Raw genomic sequence first — 20,976 nt, forward strand, 5'->3', positions numbered from 1 at the left:
TATTGGAAGGCGTTATTATCCTGGGCCATGGCAGCCGCAGACCGGAGGCCAACCAGGAAATCAGAGATATTGCGGAACAGGTTAAAATGCGGACTGGGGACGTTATTTATGAAACCTGTTTTTTGCAGTTTGGACAGCCCGCTTTGTCCGAAGGAATCCAGCGCATGGTTGCCTCCGGGGTGGAGAAAATTACGGTGATTCCTCTTCTGCTGGCTGTGGGCAATCACATTCAGGTGGAACTGCCCCGGCTGCTGCGGCAGCAAAAGGAATTATATCCGGGTCTTACCCTCCTGCTGGCTCCGCATCTGGGAGCGGATTCCCGAATTGTGGAGATTGTCATGGACCGGATGAAGCAAGGAAGTGAAATATAGACTTGAGTATTTATGACGAAATTATATGGAACCCTCGGGAAATAGAACAGGAAAGCATGCGCCAAGTGAAGGCTCTTTTAGCCGGGACCCATTTTACCCCCGGTGAAGGGGCGGTGGTCAGCCGTCTGGTCCATACCAGCGGCGACCCGGACCTGGCCGGCCAGGTCCGTTTTCATCAGCGGGCTGTGGCAGCCGGCCGGGAAGCACTCCGGCGGGGCGCCCATATTTACACCGATGTAACCATGCTGACGGCGGGCATCAACGGCAATCGCCTGGCCCAACTGGGCGGAGAAATACACTGTGCCGTTCACCAGCCCGAGGTGGCCCAAGAAGCCAAGGAGAGAGGCATCACCCGTTCAGCGGTGGCCATGGAGAAATTCGGCAACCGCTTGCGGGATCAGGTGGTGGCCATTGGCAATGCGCCCACGGCCCTGTTTACCCTGCTTCAGATGATGGACCAGGGGCTAAAACCCGCTCTGGTGGTAGGGATGCCGGTTGGTTTTGTGGGAGCAGCCCGTTCCAAAGAACTGCTGCTGGAGAGAGAAGTGCCTTACATTACCCTGCTGGGAACCCGGGGTGGCAGCCCGCTGGCTGCTGCAACCATCAATGCCTTGTTATACATGGAGTAACTTGGGCTTGCAGAACCTTGAACTTTAATGGAGGTGATTCCTTTGCCCCTGCCCAGAACCATTATGCTGCAGGGTACCTCTTCTCACGTGGGCAAGAGCCTGCTTTGTACCGCCCTGTGCCGTATCTTTAAACAGGAGGGTTTCCGGGTTTCGCCCTTTAAGGCACAAAATATGGCCCTTAACAGTTATGTTACCGCCGATGGGGGGGAAATTGGCCGGGCTCAGGGAACCCAGGCCGACGCGGCAGGGATTTTGGCTACGGTAGCCATGAACCCGGTGCTGCTTAAACCCAAGCAGGATCTAAATGCCCAGGTGGTGGTGCTGGGAAAGCCCCTGGCGGATATGAGTGCCAGGGACTACCGGGCCAATTTTTTACCCCAGGCAGTGGGGCTGGTGGAACAATGCATCCGGGAACTTCAGTCGGAATACGAGATATTGGTGATTGAGGGGGCCGGCAGCCCTGCGGAAGTAAACCTAAAAGACCGGGATATTGTTAATATGAAGACAGCCCAACTGGCGGACGCTCCGGTTCTGCTGGTGGCGGATATTGACCGGGGAGGCGTTTTTGCCGCTCTGGTGGGAACGCTGGAACTTTTGGAACCCCACGAACGTCAAAGGGTGGCGGGATTTATTATCAACAAATTCAGGGGAGACCTGGATTTGTTGCGGCCGGGACTGGAATTCCTGGAACAGCGCACCGGTAAACCGGTGCTGGGAGTCATTCCCTATCTGCACCAGCATGGCATTGAAGAGGAAGATTCCGTAGCCCTGCCTGCTGCCGGGAAGGCCAAGGCCGGGGCTGAGCTGGATATTGCCGTAATAAAACTGCCCAGAATATCGAACTTTACGGACTTTGATCCTCTGACAGCGGTGCCTGGAGTGGACCTGCGTTTTGTGGGGCCCGGTGAAGACCTGGGTCGCCCGGATGCCATTATCCTTCCTGGAACTAAAAATACGGTTCAGGATTTACTTTTTCTCAGGGAAGAGCAGTTGGACAAGAAAATGGAAAGGCTGGTTCTTTCCGGGGTGCCGGTGGTGGGCATCTGCGGCGGCTTTCAAATGATGGGGAAAACGCTGTATGACCCCTGGGGAACCGAGGCAGGACTGGGGAATTTGGCAGGACTGGGATGGCTGGATATGGAGACTACCTATCTGGCTGAGAAGCAAACCCATCGCTGCCATGCCAAAATGGCTTGCGCAGCCCTTGGCTGGTATGGTATAACTAATCAGGAAATAAAAGGTTATGAGATTCACACCGGACAGGTGACCCTGGGTCCTGGAATTCAGCCGCTGCTGGAAATAACCTGCCGTTCGGGCCAGCCGGTATCCCAGTGGGATGGAGCGGTGGCTTGCCAGGGCCGGATATTGGGTACGCATCTGCACGGTCTTTTTGATAATGCTGAATTTTTACTGGGATGGGTTAATTTCCTTCGCCGGGAGAAAGAGCTTCCGCTGCTGGAACCCTCCCAGATACCCGGAATAAACCGGGAATTAAATTATGACCGCCTGGCAGCGGTGGTCCGGCAGCATCTGGATATGGCTGCCCTGGGCCGCATCATGGGTCTGGAGGCAAAGGAAGGATGAGCGGACTGATCCTTGGCGCCCTGCTGATTGACCTGATGGTGGGTGATCCCCGGTGGATCCCTCACCCGGTTGTTCTGATGGGAAAGCTGATCAGCCGCTTAGAGGCGGTGGTCCGCAGAGCAACCGCCAGTCCTTGGGGTCTTCGGTTGGGCGGGGTGTTGCTGGTGATCCTGGTATGTCTCTCCACCTATTGGGCTACCGGGTTGCTCATCCAGTTGGCCGGGAGAATCAATCCCTATCTGGGGATGGCGGTACACCTGTGGTTGTTATCAACCACCCTGGCCATAAAAAGTCTCACTTTGCATGCCCGGGCGGTGGCGATCCCTTTGGCGAAGGGCGATTTGCCGCTTGCCCGCCGTAAATTATCCCTTATCGTGGGACGGGATACGGAACATCTGGAGCAAGGGGAAATTGCCCGGGCAGCGGTGGAAACCGTGGCGGAGAATACGGTGGATGGGATTGTTGCTCCCCTGTTTTTCGCTTTCATCGGCGGCGCCCCTCTGGCCATGGCTTATAAGGCGGTGAATACCATGGACAGCATGCTTGGCTACCGGGACCAACGCTACCGGTATTTGGGATGGGCTGCCGCCCGGCTGGATGACTTGGCCAATTATCTACCTGCCCGGCTGGCCGGCCTCTTTTATCTGATGTTTTCTCCCTTAACCCCGGGCCGTTTTAAAGGAGTCCTGCGGGGAATCCTTCAGGATGCACCCGGGCACCCCAGCCCCAACAGCGGGATTCCCGAAGCCGCGGTGGCCGGGGCTTTTAAAATACAATTGGGGGGAACCAATTATTACCGGGGAGAGGCATCTCACCGTCCCAAGATGGGTGCCGGGACATTTCCTTTGCCGGAGCATATCCAAAAAGCGCTGAATCTGACTTACGGGGTAACCTTGTTGAGTACTCTGGCCGGTATTTTAATAAGCTATCTGCTGAAGGTTGCGGATTATCTCCCTTAGAACCTGAATGGATGGAATTGCATTGGGGAGGTATCGGGAAAGGAGCTGGCAGGATGCTTAAATCCCTGCGCTTGGCCATTAGTTTCTTAACCATTTTTCCGGTTTACCAGGAAAGGGCGGAAAGCCAGGAATTAGGGCGGTCGGTGTCGTATTATCCTCTGGTGGGTTTGCTGCTGGGGGCGCTGGTTGCAGGACTCTGTTACGGACTCCATCGTTTGGGGCTTACCTTGGCCGGGGATGGATTGGTGGTGGTGGCACTGGTTGTTTTAACCGGTGGTTTACATATGGACGGTCTAATGGATACGGCGGATGGGTTATTCAGTGGACGAAACCTGGAGCAAAAGCTAGCTATTATGAAGGATAGCCGGGTGGGGGCCATGGGCGTCATGGCCTTTGCTACGGTGCTGCTGCTGAAGACGGTTTTCCTTTATGAGTTAAGCATGGGGTTGAAACTTACGGCTTTGATTTTAGCTCCTGCTGCCGGACGTTGGGCTATGGTGTATGGGATTATCCGTTTCCCCTACGCGCGGCAGGAGGGGTTGGGAGGTAGTTTGGCGCAGGCGGGTCGATGTCAACTGGCGGTCGCCAGCCTGATACTGCTGGCGGCTGCCCTTTGGCTGGCAGGGCCGGCCGGTCTGGGAATTGCGGCATTTGTTCTTTTGGGAACCCTGGCTACCACAAGATTCATCAGCAAGTGTATTGGTGGCATGACTGGAGATACCTACGGAGCCACCGGGGAGTTGATTGAAGTATGGACGATATTGATAATTCTTATAGGTCAACAGACAGCATTTCTATAGAATCCCTTTCCCGGGGTGTGGCTATTGCTCCCGGCACCTGCGGCGAATTGGTACAGGGAGCCATTCAGGGGGAACCCTTTTTGGTCACCTGCCCGGTGGATTTATGGAGTGAGGTTACGGTTGAACTGAATCCCGGAAAATGCCCCGACGGGTATTTGGATAAATCCAGCAGTGCCTTAAAACTTACTTTGGATTATCTGGGATTTGCCGCTTCGGATGTTAATATAAAAAGAAAATCCATTTTGCCCGAAGGGAAAGGAATGGGCAGCAGTACCGCCGATATAGCGGCTACCTGCCTGGCCACCGCCAGAGCTTTCGGCCGGGAGCTGCCGCCGGAGGTCATATCCAAGATAGCAGCCCGGATTGAACCCACCGATGGGCAGATGTTTCCGGGGATTGTGATGTGCAACCATATTACAGGGGAGCCCAAAAGGTACCTGGGCAATGCTCCCCCGCTGGACCTGGTGATTGCCGATCCGGGCGGCTCGGTGGATACCGTGCTTTTTAACTGCCGTAAGGACTTGGCCAGTAAAAATTTCCAGAAAGAACCCATGATTAAACAGGCCTTAGAGTTGGTTACCCGGGGCCTGTTAACGGAAGACTGGGAGATGATGGGACGTGGGGCCACCATCAGCGCCCAGGCCAATCAGGTGGTATTGCCAAAGCCCCATCTGGCCCAGTGGAGGCAGTGGGCTGCGGAAATGGGGGCGCTGGGGGTGGTGGTGGCTCACAGTGGAACGGTCACAGGGATGATCCTGTCGCCCCTGAGTCCCCATTGCCGGGAAGTGGCTGATTATATTAAAAAGAAAAAGCCTGAGTGGAAAGTTTGGACCACCACCATGATTAACGGAGGCTTGCGCTAAAGGAGACGAAGGAATGAGGGGTCACGGTGGAAATATCTGGCGGGCTGGTAAGATGTATGGGATTGAACCGGAAAAAATCCTGGATTTCAGTGCCAGCATCAATCCTTTAGGGCCTTCCCCCATGGCCATGGAGGCGCTGGAAAAGGCTTTGCCCTTGATTCGGCATTATCCGGAGCCCCAGGCGGACTCCCTGCGTCGGGAACTGGCATCCTGCACCGGTGTGCCGGAGGAATTCCTGCTATTGGGCAACGGCGCGGCGGAGTTAATTTATGCTTTGGGCAGGGTTTTGCAGCCCACCAGGGTGCTGCTGCCTGTTCCTACCTTCCATGAGTATGCCGGCGCTTTTAAGGACAGTCCTCTGGTTGAAGTTGTCCTGGATGAAAAAGATGATTTTAAGATAAAATTGGCTCTGCTTGCGGACCGGCTGCGACAGAGGGATCTGGTCATTCTTTGCAATCCCAATAATCCCACCGGGCAGCTCCTATTGCTTAAGGACCTGCGGGAGTTTCTACAAAGGGTCCGGGATGCGGGAGCCAGCTTGCTGTTGGATGAGGCTTTCATGGATTTTGTTGTTCCTCAGCATTCTTTGCTGCCGGAGGTGGGGAAAAGCTCCGGCTTGATGGTTTTACGATCCCTAACCAAATTTTTTGCCCTACCGGGATTACGACTGGGTTATCTGGCGGCAGAACCGGAGATAATTGATCGGTTGGCTAAGCAATTGCCCCCCTGGCGGGTTAATTATCTGGCTCAGGTGGCGGCAAGCGCTTCTTTAAAGGATGTTTCTTATATGGAAAAGACGTTACAAATCATTCGTTGCCAACGGGACTTTTTGATCGAGGGATTGCAAAGGATTCCCGGCCTTCGTCCCTTAAGATCAGCGGCTAATTTTATTTTGGTTAATTGTAGCGCTACAGGCTGTCGGGCCAGCGATATTCAGGCCTTTCTTGGCCCCCGGGGAATTTTGCTGCGAACCTGTTCTAATTTTCAGGGGCTGGGAAACGGTTATTTTAGACTGGCGGTTCGCTCAGGGGAAGAAAACCGGCGGCTGCTGACTGAATTAGCGGAATTCATCAAAGGAACTCATCGAAGGACAGATCCATGAAATCAGAACTTACAAAGTTTTTATACATATTGAATCTTCTATGAACCCTCCGGAAACCGGAGGGTTCTTTTATAAACGATGTCTTTGTAAAATCCCAGTTCAATTTAAAAAAATTTGTTGTTTACAATTCTACTGAAACGGTTTTTGCAAACCTTTAACGTTTTAGAAGTTAATTCTTTTATCTATTAGGTTTTTAGCAATTAGTCTTTTATAGAATTAACGATAAATTTTAATGTCCAATATTCTACTTTTGCCAGAAATACGTTAAGATTAAGAGAAAAACCTTGTGAGGCATCCATGAGGAAGCTTAAATTGTCCTCGCCATTACGCATATTTTTAGTTTCTTTTATCGCCATGGCTGTAACCATGGCCACATTGGGCTACTCAACCTATTTTGTATGTTACAAATTATTGGAAGAGGACCTGGGGCTTCGGGCACAGGCTACCGCCCAAGTGGCGGCCCACCTTGTTTCGGTGGACGACCATTTGATTAAGGAAATGATGGGGCTGGATATCCGGAGTTCTCAAAAGCACCCCGCAGTATTGGAATTTAAGAGAAAAATGGCCCCGATTATCAAAGAAAACGGAATTAAGTATATTTATGTGGAAACACGCTTGAAGGGCGATGAAATCCGTTATTTTGTATCCCCGGATGAAGAACGGCAATTCGGGGAACCGCCCGGAACCCCTCTGCAGTATTTTTACGTTTTAACCAGCGAGGATGAGAGTCAATACCGCAACCGGGACCGCTTTGATGTAGAAGATCCTTTAAGGGAAAGGGCCTATAAAGAGAAAAAACCCATGTACTACAAGCCCATGCGCAGCAAGTGGGGGCAGCTTCTTAGCGGCTACGCCCCCCTTTATGATCAGGAAAAGCGTTTTGTGGGGTTCCTTGGGGTGGATATTGCCGAAGATCATTTCATCGGTTCGGTTCGTTATATAAGGAATATCATCTTTTTAAGTTACGGCATCCTGGTGCTGGTAGGGGGGATTTTTCTCTACCGGGCTTCCCGACTGTTAAGCAAGCCCATGTATATTGACGGGCTAACCGGGTTGTATAACCACCGTTATATGCAGGTTCGGCTGGAAGAGGAAATCAGCCGTGCCATAAGATATAAAAGAACCTTAACTCTACTAATGCTGGATTTGGATTTTTTTAAAAGCATTAACGACCGGTACGGCCATATTGCCGGGGATTTGGTGCTAAAGAGCCTATCCGCCGTCATTGTGGAGAATTTAAGAGAAGGGGATATCAGTTGCCGTTACGGGGGAGAGGAACTTGTCGTCATTTTACCGGAAACGGACCTAAAGGAGGGAACCCCGGTGGCCGAGCGCTTGCGCAAAGCCATTGAGTCTACTCCCTTCCATCTGTCTCCCGGCTGTCCGCCCATTCAACTGACCGTGAGCATCGGTATTGCTGAACTGATGGAGGGAGACACCGGGCAAAGCCTTTTGCAAAGGGCGGATGAGGCGCTGTATTTAGCGAAAAGTCATGGACGCAACCGGTGTAATTGCTGTTAAAAAATTAGTTATTGCCCCGGAGTGATTCCGGGGATTAATTATTTCCGGACGATCCGGGTATCCTAGTTTATGAAACATTGGCGAAAACCTTCTCTTATGGTAAAGTTTATAAAGGATTAGCATTTTTGCGGCTGGGAGTGTGGAGCTTGGCAGTAAAAGACAGAGAACAAATTAAAAGCAAAATTCTAGCGGAATTGCCCGAGGATGAACCGGTAAAGTTGGTGGACCTGTTGTTGAAATTAAGAATAAACCCGCAAAATTTGATTGCAGGCCTTCAGTCCTTGGTAGCCAATCGTCTGCTTAAAGTTGCGCGGGTCAAAAAAACCGGAGCGCCCATGGATGAGGTCTGGATTGCCCGCAACGAGGTTGCGGAAAGTGAGTTGACGGAGGCTGGCGAGGGAGATTGGTTGTATAACCCCCAGTTGCTTGCCGTAAAGCAGCGTCAACTGGCTTCCTTGTTGGGAGACGACAGCAAAGGAAAAATTATTGGGTTGCTGGAGGATGGCCGGCCTCGGACTTTGGCTGAAATGAAGCTCCAGTTGGGAAGTGAGGAACTGCCTCCTCTGGGCGGCATCGCCCAAATCCTTGAACTGCCCGACGGCAGGGTCACCCTTTGTACCACGGCTGTTGGAAAGGCAGAGCTGGAGCGCCGCCAGCAGGAGCAGCAATTATTACGGGAAAAGTTAAAGGATCAAGAAAGCAAACTGAAAGATTTGTTCCGGGACGGGAAATCCGCTTCCCGGGAGGAACTGGAAGCGGCCTTGCAGGGACCTGTTCTGCCGGGGGTGAAATATCCGGTTGTACGGCTGGTAAACGGAAGATATGCTCAGGCCGACAGTCCGGCAGCCTGGGAGGACATGGCTGACTATGTGGCCGCGCGCGGGCCCCTCTCCATGGAGGAAATTGTAAGGAAATTTAAAATTCACAGCAGTTTGGTGGCTGACCTTCGGGGCGGCAAAGAAAAGGAGCCCTTTATCCGGCTTCCCAACGGCACCATCACCACCTCTGGAACGCCCGAAGGACGGGCGGAGTTGACCCGCCGGCAGGTGGGGCTGGGATTAAAAGAGAGGCTGGAGGACTTCTATCGTCGGCAGCCCTTTTTCAATCTGGGACAGATTTTGGACAGCCCTGAACAAAGGGAGACAGCCATCCAGATGATTCGGAGCGACGGCTGTTACAGGATCAATGTGCAGGGGGTGGGTCTTTGGACTTCCCCCTATCCTCATTCGCCCAGAATCATTGCCCAGGAACTTAAACGGCTGACCGGCCTGCATCTGGAAGCGGGTGAAGGGCCGGACATGGTGCCTTTAACCATGATTGCCTCGCGCTCCATGACGGTGGCGGAAGCGGCCGATAAGCTTAAGCTGAGGGAAGAGGATATCTTGAACCTGTGTGAACTGGAAGAGCTTTCTTCCTTCCGGCTGGACGGAAACAGAAGGTTATGGAAGGATGAAGTTCGGGATATTAAATACCGTTCAGATTTACATAAGCTGGTTAAAGGCGCGTCTAAACTAACCACCCTGGAGGCGGCCGATCTTCTGGAGACAACGCCGGAGCAGGTACGCCGGCTGGTCCGGGAAGGATATATAAAATCCGCCGGAGAAGCAAAATCTGAAAGCGGCCGGAGCGGCATTCTGGTGCGCCGCGGAGATATACAATCCATTAAGGAACGGCTGCCCGGAATTGAACACGAATGGTCTCTGGCCACCCGGCAGCCTAAAAGGGAAACTGCCTCTAAAGTAACCCGTCGGGAAAAAGCGCCCGTGGGCAAGAAACGGCCCCGCAGGGCGGCGGCTCCGCCGGCCTTGACCGGGCCGGTGGAATTGGATGATTTTCAAAAGCAGGCCATCCAGGCGGCCCTGGTCGGTCGTAATGTTCTGGTGGCAGCCCCCACCGGCACCGGCAAGACCGTCATCGCTGAAAGATTAATTGAAGCGGTCATTGAAAGAGGGAAGGCGGCTGTCTATACCTCCCCCCTCAAGGCCCTCAGCAATCAAAAGTTTGTTGATTTTCGCCAGGTATTTGGGGAGGATATGGTGGGGCTGGTAACCGGGGATATCTCCATTAATCCCTATGCCCCTCTTTTAATCATGACTACGGAAATATTTCGCAACCGGTGCTTTTCCGAGCCGGAAGGATTGGATGACATCGCCTGCGTAGTCTTTGATGAAATTCATTATTTAGACGACCCTGAAAGAGGGACCGCCTGGGAGGAAAGCATCATTTTTGCTCCGCCCCATATTAAATTTTTAGGCCTTTCGGCCACCGTACCCAACATTCAGGAAATTGCCGACTGGATGGGCGAGGTACGGGGTGAGCCGGTGGAGGTTGTGGTAGAGACCAACCGGGCAGTTCCCCTTGCCATCAACTGGATTACTTCCGATGGGGCAGTATTGGATGAAGACGAGGCCAGAGAATACGTTGAAGAGGCCGTCAGGAAGCGGGCCCAGGAAAAAAAGGCTGAACGGCAGGCTGCCAGAGAAGAGGAATTTGAACAAAGGAGCAGGAGGTGGAGTAAGCGTGGAGCGCGTCGAAGCAGAAAACCCGTCCGTAGCCATTGAGGCTGTTCAGGATCATCTCCCTGCTTTATATTTTGTTTTTGGCCGGGCCCGTACCGAAGAACTGGCCTCGGAATTGGGCCGGGAATGGGACTTTTTATTTCAAGATGAAAAGGAAAAAGTGCTGCAAGCCATTGAAGAAACCGAAAGGGAACACCCGGAGATATTTCAGCGGGGGCACCGGAGGATTTTGCGGAAATTGCTTCAACAAGGGATTGGTTATCACCATGCCGGACTTTCACCCATTTTAAAGAATCTGGTGGAAAGGCTTTATGAGAACCGGTTGTTGTGGGTGCTGTTTTGTACCGAAACCTTTGCCGCCGGTGTAAATTTCCCCGCCGCCACCACCTTGTTTTATTCCTGCCGCAAGTGGGACGGCAAAGAATTCCGCACGCTGATGAACCGGGAATTTTTCCAGATGGCGGGCCGAGCCGGACGAAGGGGTTTTGACCGGGTAGGTCATGTTTACATTAAAATTGATGATAAATTTCCGGAGCAAACAGGATTTTTTAATGAAGGCGAAGTGGAATCGGTCTATGGCCGGTTGACCATTTCCCCCAACACCGTATTAAGCCTGCTTAAGTGGAAAACCGATGAGGAAATTGAGCAGTTTTTAACACAAAACTTTTCTGCCTATCAGGAACGACGTTCGGAACGGGAAATTCAAGGACTGTTGGAACAGCTCAAAGGCCGGCACGGGCAGATGGAGGCTTATTTTTGCGACCAGCGGGGAGAAGCTTCCTGTCCTTTGCAGAGAAGAAAACTCATCCGGGAACAGAAACGGCTAAAGTCGGCCAAATATAAAAATCGTCCCGGTTCCAGGGAGAGAATCAATGAAATAAAAAGGTTTTTAGCGGAAAACCAAGCCCAAAGATGCCTGCATGAGGTTTGCGCCGATGCCCGGGATGAACAGGAGGCATTAAACTATCAGCGGGCAGGGCTAATGAATCAGATGAATGCCATTAAACAACAGACCCGAAGATACATCCAGGAATATCAGTTTGTTAAAAGCGTTCTGGAAAAGCTGGGCTATATTCATGACCGGGAGTTTTATGCCCGGGGGAACTTTGCCCTGGAACTGCATGTTCAGGAAATTTTTATTACTGAACTGGTTTTCTCCGGATTATTGGAAGAACTGCCCCCGGAAGATGTGGCAGGTATTCTGGCGGGAGTGGATTATGTTCCGGGCCGGCGGGAGTTTGTGCCGGCTCCTCCCTATGATCCTACTCCGGTGTATGAACTGCGGGAAGAACTGCTGAATGCAGAGGTGCCGCCCCAATTTTTAGTTTGGTCCAATACGCCGGGTTTTGTGGCCCATGCCTGGTACAAGGGAGAAAGTTTGAGTTACCTTTTGGAGCATACCAGCCTGCAAGAGGGAGACGTTGTTTCCATTATTCGGCGCTTAATTGATTTGCTCAGGCAGATTGACGATGCCAGTCACAGCAACCCGCCTCTCCGGGAACGGGTGAGGGAGATTCGTCGGGTTATTGACCGGGACGAAGTGGCTGTGGTTTTTTAAGAAAACAGGCCGATCTTTTGGCCATAAGAAAAATCGGAGGTGGTCTCACCTCCGATTTTTCTTATTTAATGCTGAATTCTACATTTACCACCGCAGTAATTTCTTTTTCTACAGAAGAAGTATCGTTAATGCCATAATCGGATATTTCATTGGAATCAACGGGGGTTATCTGAAAGACGCCCATTTTGGCCGACCTCAGGGGTCCGATTTGACTGCCGGTGCTGGAGGCCATTTTTTCCGCCCGCTGCTTGGCGTCTTTGCTGGCTTCGGCCAGCATATTCACCTTTAAATCATTTAGTTTGGTGTAAAAATACTGGGGGGGCTGAGATTCAAAGATCACACCCTGTTCAATTAACTCGGTGGCTTCCCGGGCCACGGTTGAAATCTTATTGACGTCCTGAGACTTGATCTCTATGTCCTGGGAAAGCCGATAGCTGGCAATTTGGCCGGTGCTGGCGCCGTTGGCGTTATAAATATATTGAGGAGTGGTGGTAATGGAAGAAACCACGATACTGTTTTCGGCAATGCCTTTTTGTACTAAATAGTTTTTGACTTTGGCCAGATCCTGTTTGAGGTTGCTATAGGCCACCGGAAGCTGATCGGATTCCTGATAAAAGGAACCACGCCATACGGCCAGATCCGAAGTAATTTGTTTTTTTGCGGAACCGGTAACCGTAATAAAAGATTTGCTGGCGGTGTAGTTGGCTAAAGGACGGGATATCAAAATTGCGCATACCACCAGTGCCAAGGACAGGAGGGCGGCTGAGATGACCAGATAATGACTTCGGTTGTTTTGCTCCATAAAAATTCCTCCATTTAGAATAAATTGGAAAAACGCGCCATGGTTTTGGCTTTAACACCCCCCATCTTTTTTTCATAAGTTTGACAGATTTTCATAAAAAATGTAACAGGTTAATTTAAAAATATTTATAATTTTCCATTGCTACGTTATTTCGTGAAAAAATAAGGGATTTATTTTGTCCCCCTACTTATTTAATCCACAAAGGGTGTTAGATAGTATTTATTTAGTTGTCATATTAACTTAAAAAATATTACTATGTATTTCGTAAGTATAATGCCCTAAGACACATCGCGGGGCAATGAAAAGGAAAGGGGAGTCTTATGAAGTCCATCGTAAAATTGTTAACCGGTTTCTTTGCATCCGCATTTGTTTTTGCATTGGCACTGACGGTTCCCGGCATCGGCTCCGCTGAGGCCTATACCAGTTACTCAAATAGCAGCAGTAACTATACCTATTATGGCCACAGCTCCAGTTATGCTCAACCCAGCAACAATACCCAGTCCGCTAACTATAGCAATTACAGCAAAGGCAGCAACTACACCAATTATAGCAACTATACCAAGTATGGCAACTCTCAAGCCAGCAACTATACCAACTACACCAATTATCAGAAACCTACTTATAATACCCCTGGACAGTCCACGTCCAACCCCGGCCAAGTGACCAATCCATCCTCTCCCGGCAGCGTTAGTACCTCTGATGAGCAGGCCATGTTGAATCTGATCAACAAGGAACGTGCCGCAGCGGGTCTGAAGCCCCTGACCATGGATGCCGCCCTGAGCCAAGTGGCCCGGATGAAGGCGGAGGATATGATTAGAAATAATTATTTTTCCCATCAATCCCCTACCTATGGTTCTCCCTTTGATATGATGAAGAGCAACGGGATTACCTATCGTTACGCCGGGGAAAACTTAGCCGGCGCGCCGGATGTCAACACGGCCCACACCAACTTAATGAATTCTTCCGGCCACAGGGCCAATATCTTAAAGTCTGAATATACCAAGGTCGGCATCGGTTCGGCAAGTGGCGGCTCCTATGGTAAAGTGTTTGTGCAAATGTTTAACGGTTAAGTGTAACCCGTAAACAAAAAAGATCAATAGGCTCAACGATAAACAAGGCTGCTGCAAAAGAACACAGTATGGTTCATTTTGCAGCAGCTCTTCTTTCTAAAAAATAGAACACGGATCTACACGGATTAATGATTTATATTTTAAAATCCGCGCAAATCCGTATGATCCGTTCAATCCGCGTTCTATTCCTATCAGCCGATTGTTCGTTGTGTATCTGCCTGTTCTTGGTCACACTTTTAATGAAGTAGTTTTGCCACATTCCCTTACTTTTGTTATGGCCTATGGTTATTGCAATCTTGGGTCATTGGCTTTGCCCGGTGGTTTTTCATTCAATAATTTTAAGAGATAGGCTGCGGCTACCATTTTGGCATTGATGATGTCGGGACTTTGCTTTTCAATGACTTGTATTTGTTCTGCCAAAGTGCAGGACTCCCGGGAGCATCGAAATAATTCTTCGCTGAGCATCTTCATGCTTTCCTCCTGGCGAGCAAAGGAAATGGCGGAGGAAAGCACATCCCGCAAGACCCGGGTTTGCACTTCCGTTTCCAATTCATTCGGCAGGGTTACAGGCAAACCCCGGTAAATATCAATCAGCGCCACCAGCAAATATTGCTCCTGGGAAGGATTCTCAGGGTTTTCTTTATGGATATTGGCCACCTCCTAAATGGGATAACTATATTTTACCATGGTTTCACCGGATGCAATCAAGGAAATTCCAGGCTGACTGTAAGGCAAAAAGGAGGACGCTCAAAAGCATCCTCCTTTGCTTGTGCATATATTTTATTAGTTAACGGGTTCCGGTTCCGGGGTAGCCTGGAGGGCAGGAAGGCTTTCGGCCTGGGCTGCAGCCTCGGGCAACTGCACTTCAATGTCGGCGTTGTAATCTTTGTAATTGAAATTAAACTGAGCGGTAACCGATTGTAAGGGGAACGGCTGATTTTGGAACTGATCTGCAAAGGTTACCACTGCTGTTGCGTTGAGGGAGTCCGTCAGGTAAGTCTCTTTGTTAACCAGTATCTTTCCTGCCATACTGATTCCGGAAACCAGCTTGCTGGACTCTTCAAAGTTTTTGAGCAGTTCAGGGCTTAAATTAGCCTGGGTGGCAATGAGGTTCATGAATTGAGCCAGATCGGGAATAGTGCCGGAAAAGGCCAGTTCATAGCAGGTGTCCGCCCCCACGGTTTTTTCACCCAGCAGGCGGTAGTGGAACAGATCCTCCAGTTCCTTGGGAAGTTGCGCCATTTTGGACTGCTGCTGCATGAGTTCGATAAAGTTAGGCATGGAGCCTTCGGGCATTTTCACCCATTTTTCTTCTCCAGACAGGGGATCTTTCATCTTCATGTACATCCCGCTGGCAACCATATACTGTTCTACTTCAATGGGAGGGATGGCCTGGGGCAGTCCCTGCAGGGTCATGGTAAGCTGTTGGTGCAGGCCCTGTTCCATATTCATTTCCATGGCTACTTTCGCCTGCATGTTCATGTTCATACTGGCAGGCATTCCCTGCACCGGAACAGCCGGATTAGTCTGCATGGATACGGACATATTGCCGTCAATGCGGTTGCTGCTGACTTCAGCTTGCGCAACCTGGCTTTGGTCGGCAATCTCTTTGGCTTCCTTGGTTGTGCCAAAGGCTTTTTCCAGTAGAGCGGCTCCGGCGGAGGGAGATAAAACACTGTCTGCCTGAACCGAGGCTTCCATCACGCCGTCCTTGATCAGCCAGCTTAAAGGCCCATAGGCCCAGTGGTCGGCAGGCACAGAGGTTGACACACCGGAAGCGGGAATACCGGGTAAACCTAAAGCTCTGGCTAAGATGGAAGCGGCTTGAGCCTGGGTAATGGGTTGGTCGGGACTAATGGTATTGTCGGCGGTTCCCTTAATAATGCCTTTAGCCAAAGCGGCCTTTAACGCATCCGCATATTGAGCATCTGCAGGCATATCCTGGGGAAGAGTCACCGTGCCGCTGGGAACCGGTATCTCCGCAGCCTGCACCAGCATGGATACGTATTCTGCACGGGTCAAGTTTTCACCGGGTTGGGATAATCCCTTTAAAAGAGATTCCTGCATCTCCCCGGCAAAGGCTGTGGAAGTGAGCAAGGTCAGTAGCAGACAAACAGACAATGTGGTAATAATTTTCTTCTTAATCAACGAAATAAAAACCCCCTTTTTTAATATCATGCCGAACTCCTTCATACTTAGGAAGAGTTTAAGAAAAACATCCCCCTATAATTTTAAGACGAAATAATTTAGAAGAAAGTAACAGAGAAATTAAAAGTTTTTATGTAAAAATAGTTAAAAGATTTTTAAACCAGGAAATAATAAAATAAAAATACTCTCGAGGGGGATTTATATTGACGCTACCTCAAGGCCAGCGGGCCATATTAGCTTATTTTCCTTCCAGCACCCGGGCTGAGTCTGCGGTGAAGGAATTAAAAACCATGGGCGTTCGCGAGGTGAGGATTGACAGAATCTCCAAATTTGGTCAAACTACCAATTCCGAGCGGAACAATCCCATCAATGACGCAGAGACACTAACGGGGCTAACCCTGTTCAGTGCCGATACCAGCCGGTTTCTTGATAACGACGCCAGGGTTTTAATGGCTGCGGACCCTTCGGTCAGCGGCATGGCGGCGGATGATTACGGCACCGCCGGCGGGAAGTCTTTTTTAGTGACCGTGGTAACCCGTGAAGAAATGGGGGATAAGGCTGCTGAGGTGCTGAAAAAATATGGTGGTTCCTTATAGTCCGGTGTTCACAGGGATTGAACTCTGCGGGATTTGGTTACACTGGCGGTGAAAGGTTTTCCTGGGAGGAAGGTTTAATGAAAAGAGTTGTCAGCGTAAGTCTTGGTTCATCCAAACGGGATCATTCGGTTCAGGTGGAAATTTTGGGAGAACGCTTTGAAATCAGCCGTTTGGGTACGGACGGAGATATAAATAAAGCCGTCAAAATATTGCAGGAACTGGATGGAACGATAGACGCCATTGGCTTGGGAGGCATTGACATTTATCTTTATGCAGGTCGTCAGCGGTATGTGATTCAGGACGGTCTGCGTTTAATGAAGGCCGTGCAAAAAACTCCGGTGGTGGATGGCAGTGGTTTGAAAAATACCTTGGAAAGACAGACAATCCATTATCTGGCTCAGCAGGGGATGTTAAAGAACGGCTGCAAGGTATTAATGGCCAGTGCCATGGACCGGTTTGGTATGGCGGAGGCACTGGAACGATTAGGCTGTCAATTGATTTTGGGTGACCTGATGTTTTCGCTGGGAGTGCGGATTCCTATTTACTCCCTGGAAAGGCTTCAGAGTATTGCAGCCAAATTAATGCCGCTGGTATCACGCCTTCCTTTCCATATGTTTTATCCCACCGGCGTACAACAGGAGGAGCCATTGTCCAAAGGAGACAAATATGCCGGTTATTACCTTGGAGCGGAGGTTGTAGCCGGAGATTATCACTTAATTCGCAAGTATTTACCTGAAAAGTTAGCGGGTCAGATGATTATTACCAATACCACCACCGCCGCCGATGTTGAACTGCTCAAGGAGCGTGGAGCCGGTTCCCTGGTGACTACGACACCGGAATTTCAGGGCCGTACCTTTGGAACCAACGTGATGGAAGCTGTTTTTCTAGCCTTACTGGAGAAAAACTGGTCCGAAGTAACCGCCGAAGAATATGACCGGATGCTGCAAAAGTTAAACTGGTGTCCCAGAGTGGTCCGGTTTCAACAGGAGACCCAGCAAGCCTTATAAAAAATGCGCAAAATTTAAAAGTAGGCAGGAGAAACCCCGGTGCATTCCGTCATATTAATGCACCGGGGTTTAACGTCGTTCGGCCTCTCGCCTTGCGGGTCATACTCATGGGTCCTGTTGTTAGACTTACGGGTACTGCTTGCGTGTCTTGTAAAGATATACAGGACCTGAGAGAAAAACAGGATAAGTCTAGCAACAGGACCCATAAGGAAAACAGAATAAGGCTAACAGCTAGACCCCAAAGGAATACCCGTTAGGCTACAATCCCATGGCCCTGTACATATTCGCATCAACGCAGTTATCCGGAGGTAACCCGTTGGCCTGGCGAAACTTCTTAGTGGCTGTTTCCAGCCCGCCGCCAAAAATGCCGTCCAGTTCGGCTTGATAATAACCCAGCCTTTTCAGGGTTCGCTGCACCTCATATACCTCAGATCCCCTGTCGCCCCGGACCAGCTTGGGCAGGCTTCGACCGGGAACTCCGGTGGGATTGCCGATAATGTAGACGGGAGTTCCTTCGGATACCCAGGGATAGAGCTCTTCCACACTGGAGTTATGCATGCGGATACAGCCATGGCTGGCGTAGCTTCCGATAGAAAAGGGCTTATTGGTGCCGTGAATACCGTAGGACCCCCAGGGTACATTTAAGCCGATCCACCGGGTGCCAAAACCGGTTCCCCAGTTCCGGGCTTTATTATACACCCGCCAGCTTCCTACCGGTGAGGGGGTGGAAGGCTTACCACAGGCAACGTTGAATTGTTTGTAGGGTTTACCGTCCGATAGGACCGTGAGTTTTCTTTTGGTGGTATCAATAATAATCGCTATCTCGCCGGTGGGTGGAGGAACCTTTTCCGATTTGGTTACAGGGGCCTCAATTTGCAAGGCCAAAGTATGCCAGGTTTTCCAGTCAACCACACCGTCCGCCTTTAATTGATGTTCCTGTTGGAAACGTATTACGGCAGCATGGGTTTGGGCGCCATAAAAACCGCTGATAGGCCCGTTGTAATAATGAAGAGCTTGTAATTCTTTTTGTAAATGAATCACATCTTCTCCCTGCATCAAGGGTGCTGACAGGGTAAGGGTGCGGTCCACGTCCTCATTGGTGGGGCAATAGGCCCCGCAGGGTGTTGCCCATAAAAAGAGGAGTGCAGTGAAAAAAAACCATGTTCGCAAAAGGCCATAAAAAGTCATAAATTCCCTCCCGCAGGCAGTCTCTCCATCTTTTATTAAGATGAAAGTAGCAAAGTAACACGGATTGCTGGATTCCTTGTATAAAATTTGGCCTAAACCTGACTTTCTTTTATGAACATGTGACGAATGCGTGCACAATTTTTATATTTACCCAGTGAAAAGTTCTTATGCTGCTAAATAGAATATTTAGCAAAAAGGAGGCAGGTAATTTTTGTAAAATACGACAAATGCCAAGGTTTTTTCCATAATTTAACCTTCTCCCTGTAACAAAAGGCCAAAATGTTACGTCAAAATAAGTAGAAGTTTTTCTGAGTATGTAATTTTCTGAAAGGAAGGTCGAGATGTTATCAGATTTTTTTGGTAACCGGGTCGTTCGTTATGCCATTCTGGTAGGGCTTGGCCTGGGCTTATTAGTAAATCCGATGATGGATGGTAAACAGGCCGAAGCGGCTCAAGTAGCTACGGCCAGTGTGGACAAGCTTAACCTGAGAAGCGGCCCGGGCACCCAAAATGGCTTGGTGGGACAGGTCAACAAAGGAGAGCAGTTGGCTGTCCTAAGCAAAAGTGGTGACTGGTATCAAGTCCAGGTGGCCGGCAAGACTGCCTGGGTGGCTGGTTGGTTGGTTAAAGTACAGGAAGTAACCACTCCCTCCAGGGGAGCGGTTGGTACCGCAGGTAAAACGGTAGCTGTGGTGAATACCGGGCTTTTGAACGTACGCAGCGGTCCCGGAACCGGCTACGGGCTGGTGGGTACCTTGAAACAAGGAACTTCCTTGACCATTCTTGAGCAAAGTGGGGATTGGCGCAAGATACAGTCCGGAAATACCACCGGATGGGTTGCCAGTTGGCTGATCACCACTCCCACTACCACGACTCCGGCGGCCTCTGAAACGGCAGCGGGGGGAGGTCAGTTGGCGGTGGTCAATGTTGACAACTTAAATTTAAGAAGCGGGCCCGGAACCCAGCACAGCGTAGCCGGCCAGGTCAGCAGGGGTGTAAGTCTGCCGGTTGTCAGCCGCTCCGGGGACTGGGTCCAGGTTCGGCAAAACAATGGTTCCACAGCCTGGGTGGCCGGCTGGATGGTTTCCACAGTGAATCAACCTGAACCGGCCCAACCCCCCTCCAGTGAACAAAATGGCTGGCTGCCTACGGAGTCGGAAACCCGGCCCGGCCAGAACGACACCCCGGGAACGGCGGAATACGTACCGGAGGCCAAAGTAGTGGCGGTTCAGGTCTCGGAAAAAGATGACCACACTTATATCAACATCACCAGTGATCATCAACTTGAATATAACACCTTTACGTTATCCAATCCCTTCCGCTATGTGGTTAATTTAAAGGATGTCCATTGGGATCAAATTCCGGAAACCCTGAAGGAAAGTACGGCGCTGGTGGATAAAGTCCGTACCGGTGTTTTCAGCCAGGATCCTTATATTGCCCGGCTGGTGCTGGACCTTAAGCAGGGGGCCAAAGTCAAAGTCAGTTTATCTGCGGATAAGCAAACTTTAACGCTGGATATCAGTAAGATCTCCTACAGTGACGGACTTCAGGGCAAAACCGTGTTCCTGGATGCCGGACACGGGGGTTCTGATCCCGGGGCTTCGGGAGCCAGCGGACTGAGGGAAAAGGATGTGAACCTGAAAATTACGTTGAAAGTGGCGGAACTTTTAAAGCAGCAAGGAGCCAATGTGGTTTTCAGCCGTTCCAATGATATCTTTGTTGATCTTTATGAGCGTACCCGGATGGCCAATGAACAGAGTGCGGATATCTTTGTAAGTATCCACAGCAATGCCAGCACCAACCCGGCCACCGCAGGGACATCCACTTATTTTTATGCGCCCACGTCCAATACGGCCTTATACGAGCAGTACAACGACCGTAAGCGTTTAGCGGATGATGTTCAGAAGGAACTGACGGCAGCCCTGGGGCGCCGGAATATCGGTGTCCTGCAGGCCAATTTCGCTGTTTTGCGCACCAGTGTAATGCCCAGCATTTTAGTTGAAACGGCTTTTCTATCCAACAGTGAAGAAGAAGCTTTGCTGGGAAGCGATGATTTCCAGCAGCGGACGGCAGAGGCCATTACCAAAGGAATCAGCGCCTATTTTAGTGGAAAATAAAAACATGGAATGTATCACCTAAATTAAAAGCGTACCAAAGAACAGTCAGATAACACAACGAACAACCGGTTAATAAGAATAGAACACGGATTGAACGATCATACGGATTTGCGCGGATTTTAAATAAATTAAAAGCCCGTGA

The 20,976-nt window shown here is 50.4% G+C and carries 18 protein-coding genes; 14 read left to right on the forward strand and 4 right to left on the reverse strand.

Annotation, left to right across the window (positions count from 1 at the left end; all coding sequences use genetic code 11):
- Window positions 1–2: 2 nt before the first annotated feature.
- From DESRU_RS04620 to DESRU_RS04665, 10 genes are all read left to right on the forward strand, one after another.
- Entirely contained in the window at window positions 3–371 is a 369-nt protein-coding gene (locus DESRU_RS04620) for a sirohydrochlorin chelatase (RefSeq protein ID WP_013840953.1), read from the forward strand.
- A 2-nt stretch (window positions 372–373) separates the two neighbouring features.
- Window positions 374–1,000, forward strand: coding sequence for a precorrin-8X methylmutase (locus DESRU_RS04625; protein WP_013840954.1), 627 nt, complete (start codon window positions 374–376; stop codon window positions 998–1,000).
- Window positions 1,001–1,042: 42 nt separating this feature from the next.
- Window positions 1,043–2,584, forward strand: a complete 1,542-nt coding sequence (locus tag DESRU_RS04630; RefSeq protein WP_013840955.1) for a cobyric acid synthase — start codon at window positions 1,043–1,045, stop codon at window positions 2,582–2,584.
- Entirely contained in the window at window positions 2,581–3,543 is a 963-nt protein-coding gene (cbiB, locus tag DESRU_RS04635) for an adenosylcobinamide-phosphate synthase CbiB (RefSeq protein WP_013840956.1), read from the forward strand. Before DESRU_RS04630 ends, cbiB begins: the two co-directional genes overlap by 4 nt.
- A gap of 53 nt (window positions 3,544–3,596) precedes the next feature.
- Window positions 3,597–4,343, forward strand: a complete 747-nt coding sequence (gene cobS / locus DESRU_RS04640; protein ID WP_013840957.1) for an adenosylcobinamide-GDP ribazoletransferase — start codon at window positions 3,597–3,599, stop codon at window positions 4,341–4,343.
- A complete protein-coding gene (locus tag DESRU_RS04645; RefSeq protein WP_013840958.1) occupies window positions 4,295–5,206 on the forward strand; it encodes a GHMP family kinase ATP-binding protein in 912 nt (303 codons plus the stop codon). Before cobS ends, DESRU_RS04645 begins: the two co-directional genes overlap by 49 nt.
- Window positions 5,207–5,219: 13 nt before the next feature.
- Window positions 5,220–6,308 (forward strand): threonine-phosphate decarboxylase CobD, encoded by a 1,089-nt coding sequence (gene cobD / locus DESRU_RS04650; RefSeq protein WP_013840959.1) that lies wholly within the window; start codon window positions 5,220–5,222, stop codon window positions 6,306–6,308.
- Window positions 6,309–6,662: 354 nt separating this feature from the next.
- Entirely contained in the window at window positions 6,663–7,829 is a 1,167-nt protein-coding gene (locus DESRU_RS04655; RefSeq protein WP_238446362.1) for a GGDEF domain-containing protein, read from the forward strand.
- A 137-nt stretch (window positions 7,830–7,966) separates the two neighbouring features.
- Window positions 7,967–10,390: a DEAD/DEAH box helicase gene (locus DESRU_RS04660; protein ID WP_238446363.1), complete on the forward strand. Its 2,424-nt coding sequence runs from the start codon at window positions 7,967–7,969 to the stop codon at window positions 10,388–10,390.
- Window positions 10,350–11,906: a helicase-related protein gene (locus DESRU_RS04665; protein WP_013840962.1), complete on the forward strand. Its 1,557-nt coding sequence runs from the start codon at window positions 10,350–10,352 to the stop codon at window positions 11,904–11,906. Before DESRU_RS04660 ends, DESRU_RS04665 begins: the two co-directional genes overlap by 41 nt.
- Before the next feature lie 61 nt (window positions 11,907–11,967).
- Here DESRU_RS04665 and DESRU_RS04670 read toward each other — a convergent pair whose 3' ends face one another.
- On the reverse strand, window positions 11,968–12,708 hold the full coding sequence (locus DESRU_RS04670) for an SIMPL domain-containing protein (RefSeq protein WP_013840963.1): 741 nt from the start codon (window positions 12,706–12,708) through the stop codon (window positions 11,968–11,970).
- A gap of 320 nt (window positions 12,709–13,028) precedes the next feature.
- Here DESRU_RS04670 and DESRU_RS04675 point away from each other — a divergent pair, with 320 nt between their 5' ends.
- Window positions 13,029–13,778, forward strand: coding sequence for a CAP domain-containing protein (locus tag DESRU_RS04675; protein WP_013840964.1), 750 nt, complete (start codon window positions 13,029–13,031; stop codon window positions 13,776–13,778).
- Between the two features lie 285 nt (window positions 13,779–14,063).
- On the opposite strand, the gene DESRU_RS04680 is transcribed toward DESRU_RS04675, so the two are convergent.
- Together DESRU_RS04680 and DESRU_RS04685 are read right to left on the reverse strand one after the other, a co-directional pair.
- Window positions 14,064–14,435, reverse strand: a complete 372-nt coding sequence (locus tag DESRU_RS04680) for a hypothetical protein (protein ID WP_238446364.1) — start codon at window positions 14,433–14,435, stop codon at window positions 14,064–14,066.
- A gap of 126 nt (window positions 14,436–14,561) precedes the next feature.
- Complete coding sequence (locus tag DESRU_RS04685) at window positions 14,562–15,956, reverse strand: S-layer homology domain-containing protein (RefSeq protein WP_013840966.1); 1,395 nt, start codon at window positions 15,954–15,956, stop codon at window positions 14,562–14,564.
- Window positions 15,957–16,129: 173 nt separating this feature from the next.
- On the opposite strand from DESRU_RS04685, the gene DESRU_RS04690 reads away from it, so the two are divergent.
- Together DESRU_RS04690 and DESRU_RS04695 are read left to right on the forward strand one after the other, a co-directional pair.
- Window positions 16,130–16,522, forward strand: a complete 393-nt coding sequence (locus DESRU_RS04690) for a hypothetical protein (RefSeq protein ID WP_013840967.1) — start codon at window positions 16,130–16,132, stop codon at window positions 16,520–16,522.
- Between the two features lie 77 nt (window positions 16,523–16,599).
- Window positions 16,600–17,529, forward strand: a complete 930-nt coding sequence (locus DESRU_RS04695) for a hypothetical protein (protein ID WP_013840968.1) — start codon at window positions 16,600–16,602, stop codon at window positions 17,527–17,529.
- Window positions 17,530–17,787: 258 nt separating this feature from the next.
- On the opposite strand, the gene DESRU_RS04700 is transcribed toward DESRU_RS04695, so the two are convergent.
- Window positions 17,788–18,717, reverse strand: a complete 930-nt coding sequence (locus DESRU_RS04700) for a L,D-transpeptidase family protein (RefSeq protein ID WP_013840969.1) — start codon at window positions 18,715–18,717, stop codon at window positions 17,788–17,790.
- A 341-nt stretch (window positions 18,718–19,058) separates the two neighbouring features.
- Here DESRU_RS04700 and DESRU_RS04705 point away from each other — a divergent pair, with 341 nt between their 5' ends.
- A complete protein-coding gene (locus tag DESRU_RS04705) occupies window positions 19,059–20,834 on the forward strand; it encodes an N-acetylmuramoyl-L-alanine amidase (RefSeq protein WP_013840970.1) in 1,776 nt (591 codons plus the stop codon).
- Window positions 20,835–20,976: the final 142 nt, after the last annotated feature.

The organism is Desulforamulus ruminis DSM 2154 (genome assembly GCF_000215085.1).
GTDB classification, from domain to species: domain Bacteria; phylum Bacillota; class Desulfotomaculia; order Desulfotomaculales; family Desulfotomaculaceae; genus Desulfotomaculum; species Desulfotomaculum ruminis.